At 70.8% G+C, this 5,357-nt stretch carries 5 protein-coding genes; 4 read left to right on the forward strand and 1 reads right to left on the reverse strand.

Annotation, left to right across the window (positions count from 1 at the left end; translation table 11 throughout):
• Positions 1 to 391: 391 nt before the first annotated feature.
• Positions 392 to 856 carry an anti-sigma factor antagonist gene (locus tag ACFU53_RS46345; RefSeq protein ID WP_384006248.1) on the forward strand — a complete coding sequence of 155 codons (465 nt, stop codon included), beginning with the start codon at positions 392 to 394 and terminating at the stop codon, positions 854 to 856.
• 98 nt (positions 857 to 954) lie between these two features.
• Positions 955 to 1,146: a hypothetical protein gene (locus tag ACFU53_RS46350; RefSeq protein ID WP_200301447.1), complete on the forward strand. Its 192-nt coding sequence runs from the start codon at positions 955 to 957 to the stop codon at positions 1,144 to 1,146.
• A gap of 196 nt (positions 1,147 to 1,342) precedes the next feature.
• On the opposite strand, the gene ACFU53_RS46355 is transcribed toward ACFU53_RS46350, so the two are convergent.
• Entirely contained in the window at positions 1,343 to 1,777 is a 435-nt protein-coding gene (locus tag ACFU53_RS46355; protein WP_384006250.1) for a protease inhibitor, read from the reverse strand.
• 521 nt (positions 1,778 to 2,298) lie between these two features.
• Between ACFU53_RS46355 and ACFU53_RS46360 the strand changes: the two genes are divergently transcribed.
• Positions 2,299 to 3,906: a purine-cytosine permease family protein gene (locus ACFU53_RS46360; protein ID WP_384006252.1), complete on the forward strand. Its 1,608-nt coding sequence runs from the start codon at positions 2,299 to 2,301 to the stop codon at positions 3,904 to 3,906.
• A 171-nt stretch (positions 3,907 to 4,077) separates the two neighbouring features.
• The gene (locus ACFU53_RS46365; RefSeq protein WP_384006254.1) at positions 4,078 to 5,250 is read left to right on the forward strand and encodes a lactate 2-monooxygenase; all 1,173 of its coding nucleotides are present in this window, start codon (positions 4,078 to 4,080) and stop codon (positions 5,248 to 5,250) included.
• Positions 5,251 to 5,357: the final 107 nt, after the last annotated feature.

The raw sequence follows: 5,357 nt of genomic DNA on the forward strand, positions 1-5,357 counted from the left end.
TACGCCCAGTACGAGGCCTTTCGTCCGGCACGCCGAGAGCACGCACCGGACGCCGCAGAGCCGCCCTTCGGGCGACGAAGGGACTTCCGAAACACACCCTAGGACCTGCCTGACCATTCCCGGCTGCCACGCGACGCCATGCACGCTCCCCCCTGCCTCAAGGGCGTGGGTGGTGCCCCCACTATCGGCTCCGGGCGACGGGAATGGCCAGACAGGCCCTAGCCCGCCTGCGCCGACGCGACAGCAGCCCCTGAAATGTCAATATGCGGTACGGGAATTCACCTTTTCGAGTGCTGTAGATCTTGCGCGGGGCGCGAAAGGGGTGGCCGGGTCCGCGCCGGGGTAGCTACCGGGATCGAATGCGCCCTACCCCTGACAAGGTGGAGCCGCCATGACTCCGGATGCCCATGACCGTGCCGCCTCTCGGCCCGAGGACGCGGCCACCGGGCCCGGACCCGGCCCGACGGCAACGGCGGCGGCGAACCCGTACGCCCGCACCCGTCGGATCGGCCCGTTCACCGTGATCGAGGTCTCGGGCGAGATCGACGTGGCGTCGGCGGGCCTCGTGGCCGAGCATCTGACAGCCGCCACCACCGGGCCAACCGAGCCGGACGTGCTCGTCGACCTGCGCCGCGTCTCCTTCTTCGACTGCTCGGGCCTGCGCGTCCTGTGCCGGGCGGAGGCCACGGCCAAGGCGCGCGGCGGCCGGCTCCGGCTCGTCTCCGACCAACCCCTGATGCACCGGCTCCTGCGCGCCGCCCGGCTGCTGGGCCGCTTCCCGCCGCTCCCGGACCTCCCTCCCGCTCCCCCTCCCTCGTCCCCGCCACCGCCACCGCCACCGCCAAGTCTCAAGTAGCAGTTCAATGAAAAGATTGAAGGACCTGCGGCGGGCACACACCGTTCCGGCCGACACCGGCACGGAATCCGAGCGATACAGAAGTGGAGACGCGCGAAGTGAAGTTCCTTCTCGAAGTCGACCTGGACAGCACGGACTGGGACGAGGGCACCACCGTCCAGGAGTTGGAGCGCATCCTGCGCTACTGGGGCGGCAACCTCCGGCACTGCGAGATCGAACCCGGGGACGGCCAGCCTTTGTACGACTCCGGCCACCAGGAGGTCGGGCGCTGGACCGTCACCTCCGAGTGACCGGCTGAGAGTTCCCGGCATGTGATGCCGGGGGCCGGCCGCGGCCCCACTCCGCTTCGGCCGGCCCCCGGACAGGGATCGCGTGACACACCGCGACAGGGCTCGCGCTCCCCAGCCACGGACCCTCGCTCATCACTCACGGGGCCACGCAACCCCGGTCTGTCGGCCGCGGAAGCGGCCTCGTCGTACGGGACGCTCAGAAGGCGTACAGGACGCTCGCGGCGGAGTCCTTCAGGCACTCGTTGGCGAAGGTGCGCTCGTACGCGACGCGCTTGCCCTGCCAGACACCGTTCACGGTGACGACCACCGGGTCGTACTGCTTGCTGCACATCGCCCCGGCCCTGCCGGTCAGGGCGTCGAAGTCGCCGCCGTTGCCGCGGAGTTCGGCGCAGGCGTCGACGGGGGCCGGGTGCGTGCCGGAGGGCTTCGGCGCGCAGGTCAGGGTGACCGCGCGCTCGGGGGTGACGGCGGCCGAGGTCTCGCCGTGGCCCATGGTCAGGACCAGGGCCGAGGGGGCGTAGAGCCCGGACGCGGCGGGCTCGGGGGCGGCGAGCGCGGAGCCCGTGAGGGGACCGCAGACGGCGGTGGCCGTCAGGGTGAGAGTCGCTGCCCAACGCGCGGTCTTCGGCATTGTGTGCATCCTTCCGCTCTGCAGGAGTGCCCGGACGGCCCCGCCACATCTGTCGCGTGTACGAGCCTGCCCGGACGGTGCCGGATCGGCGAGCGCGAGTCTGCCGGGTCCAGGGCTGGAACACACATCGACCCCATGGGTTTCAGTAACTTTGAGTATTGAATCAGTGGCTCGAAGTCACGGAACTCGACCACGCGAACCCCGATTCTGAGCGGTTCCCGATCGCCAAATGATCATGATTGGCCGGATCTCCACGGCTGAGCAATCGGCCTGAAACATTCCGCTTCAGCTCACGACAACCGCCCGAATGGCCCCGAGGCGACCAGGAGTGGTGGACGATTCATCCACCTCGGCACCAAAGAATGGACGAAGCACCCTCTGGCTTGTGCTTGGCGTGCACCCTTAACGTCACCTCACCCCATGAGGACGGCTCCCGCTCCGTCGCCCACCCGGCGGCACACCGGCCCTCCTGCCCACCGCGCCACGACACGCCCCACCGCCGGTCCACCGCTGGAGCCCCCATGTCCGAGACGTCCCCGACCGCCGAGCACTCTCCCGCCGCTCCACCCACGCCCCCGGCCCTCACGGAGGTCGAGTCGCACGGCGTCGAGCGCATCCCCGACGCGGACCGCACCGCGAAACCCCTCGACCTGTTCCGGCTCGCGTTCGGCGGTGCCAACACCTTCTCCACCTGTGTGCTGGGTGCCTTCCCGATCCTGTTCGGTCTCTCCTTCTGGCAGGGGCTCGCGGCCACCCTCCTCGGTGTCGTCGTCGGCGCGCTGATCCTCTGCCCGATGGCGGTGTTCGGCCCGGTCAACGGCACCAACAACGCCGTCTCCTCGTCCGCCCATCTGGGTGTGCACGGCCGGGTGGTCGGCTCCTTCCTCTCCCTGCTGACGGCCGTCGCGTTCTTCTCCCTCTCGGTGTGGAGCTCCGGCGACGCCCTGGTCGGCGGCGCGCACCGGCTCTTCGGCCTGGAGCGCTCGACACCGTCGTACGTCGTCGCGTACACCCTCTTCGCGGTGCTCGTCCTCGTGGTGTGCGTGTACGGCTTCCGGTTCATGCTCTTGGTCAACAAGGTCGCGGTGACCTCGGCGAGCCTGCTGTTCGTGCTCGGCGCGATCGCCTTCGCCGGTGACTTCGACCCCTCCTACGCCGGTGTCTTCACGGACTCGGCGGACGCGGCGACCCAGTCGCTGTTCTGGCCGTCGTTCATCGGCGCGGCCCTGATCGTGCTCTCCAACCCGGTGTCGTTCGGCGCGTTCCTCGGCGACTGGTCTCGCTACATCCCGGCGAGCACCCCGCGCCGCAAGGTCATCGGGGCCGCGTTCCTCTCCCAGATCGCGACACTGCTGCCGTTCCTCTTCGGGCTGTCCACGGCGAGCATCATCGCGGCCAAGGCCCCGGAGTACGTCGATCCGGCGGCCCCCGACTTCGTGGGCGGACTGCTCGCGATCTCACCGAGCTGGTTCTTCCTGCCGGTGTGTCTGCTCGCCCTGATCGGCGGCCTGTCGACGGGCACGACGTCGCTGTACGGCACCGGCCTGGACTTCTCCTCCGTCTTCCCCCGGCTGTCGCGCGTCCGGGCGACGGTGCTGGTCGGCGTGCTGTCCATCGCGTTCATCTTCGTCGGCCGGTTCGGCCTGGACCTCGTCCAGTCCATCTCCACCTTCGCCACGATGATCATCACCTGCACCACCCCGTGGATGGTCGTGATGATCCTGGGCTTCTGGACCCGGCGCGGCTGGTACGACCCCGAGGCCCTCCAGGTCTTCAACCGCCGCCAGCGCGGCGGGCGTTACTGGTTCGCACACGGCTGGAACTGGCGTGGCATGACCGCGTGGTGGGTCTCGGCGGTGCTCGGCGTGCTGTTCACCAACATCCCGGGCCAGTTCGTGGGCCCGCTCGGCGACCTCGCCGGCGGCGTCGACATCAGCCTCCCGCTCTCCCTGATCGTGTCGGCGGTCCTGTTCCTCACCCTGCTCCGCCTGTTCCCCGAACCGCGCGCCGTATACGGCCCCGAGGGCGCCCGTCTGGTCCGTACGGCCGATGTGCCGGTACCGCCGATCACCGGCCCGGGGGCGCCGAAGGACACATCGTCGCCGGTGCTCGCCACCGAAGGGAGCTGAGGGGAAGCCCTCGATCCGGCGTAAGCGCGACGGGCCGACCCCCTGCGCCCGTTCCGCGCCGGCGTTCCGGCCGACCGTGCGTGCGTGCACAACGCTGGACGGCGACCTCCCGGCTCGTCAGGATCGTCGGCGACGCGGGGCGTTCTCGACGGCGAGGGGCAGGACGGACGGATGGCGAAGCACTGGGCTGACTTCCAGTACGAGATCTACCTGGGCGGGATGGGCGGGGCCGTGCCGCGGCTGCCCGCCGATCTGACCCGGCTGGAGGAACTGGCCGAGCATCGGCTCGGTGCGGGGCCGGTCGGCTATGTGGCGGGCAGCGCCGGTGACGGCAGCACGGCCCGCGCCAACCGGGCGGCGCTGGAGCGGCATCGGATCGTGCCGCGGCTGCTGCGGGACGTGAGTGAACGCGACCTGTCCGTCGAGGTGTTGGGCCGTGCGCTGCCCGCGCCGGTGGCGCTCGCCCCGGTGGGCGTGCTGTCGATCGTGCACCCGGAGGCGGAGTCGGCGGCCGCGCAAGCCGCCGCCGCCGCGCAGGGCGTGCCGTACATCCTGTCCTCGGCGTCCAGCACGCCCATGGAGCAGGTCGCGGAGGTGCTGGGCGACGCGGAGCGCTGGTTCCAGCTGTACTGGGCCAAGGACCGCGAGGTCACCCGGAGCTTCCTGGAACGGGCGAAGGCCTCGGGGTACTCCGTGCTCGTCGTCACCCTCGACACGCCGTTGCTCGGCTGGCGACCGCGTGATCTGGAGCGGGCGTATCTACCGTTCCTGCACGGCGTGGGCACCGCCAACTACTTCTCCGACCCGGCGTTTCGGGCGGGCCTCGCCAAGCCGGTCCACGAGGATCCGAACGCGGCCGTGCTGCACTTCGCCGGCATGTTCGGGGACCCCGGCAAGACGTGGCCCGACCTGGCGTTCCTGCGCGAGCACTGGGGCGGGCCGATCGTCTTGAAGGGCGTCCTGCACCCGGACGACGCCCGGCTCGCCGCGGACGCCGGGATGGACGGTGTGGTCGTGTCCAACCACGGGGGCCGGCAGGTGGCCGGTGGTGTCGCGGCCGCCGACGCGCTGCCGCAAGTGGCCCGAGCGGTCGGTGACCGGCTGACCGTGCTCTTCGACAGCGGGATCCGGACCGGGGACGATGTCTTCAAGGCCCTGGCGCTCGGTGCGGAGGCCGTGCTGCTCGGCCGGCCCTACGTCTACGGTCTCGCCCTCGACGGCCGGGCGGGCGTGGAACACGTGATCCGCTGCCTGCTCGCCGAGTTCGATCTCACGCTGGCGTTGTCCGGCCATCGGACGCCGGCCTCGGTCGGCCCCGACAGCCTCGTCGGCGGGGCCGGCTAACAGCTGGTTCGTCGGCTGCGGGTGGGCGGGGGCTGGTCGCGCAGTTCCCCGCGCCCCTGAAAGACACGGCCCTGCGGGCCGAGAAGCACGGGGCGCAGCCCCTGCTT

Origin of the sequence: Streptomyces sp. NPDC057474, from assembly GCF_042802555.1 — a bacterium.
Classification (GTDB): Bacteria; Actinomycetota; Actinomycetes; order Streptomycetales; family Streptomycetaceae; genus Streptomyces.

Excerpts from the sequence above, each read along its gene's own strand:
- ACFU53_RS46360 (WP_384006252.1), top strand. The coding sequence starts at position 2,299 with ATGTCCGAGACGTCCCCGACCGCCGAGCACTCTCCCGCCGCTCCACCC.
- ACFU53_RS46365 (WP_384006254.1), top strand. The coding sequence starts at position 4,078 with ATGGCGAAGCACTGGGCTGACTTCCAGTACGAGATCTACCTGGGCGGG.
- ACFU53_RS46355 (WP_384006250.1), bottom strand. The coding sequence starts at position 1,777 with ATGCCGAAGACCGCGCGTTGGGCAGCGACTCTCACCCTGACGGCCACC.
- ACFU53_RS46345 (WP_384006248.1), top strand. The coding sequence starts at position 392 with ATGACTCCGGATGCCCATGACCGTGCCGCCTCTCGGCCCGAGGACGCG.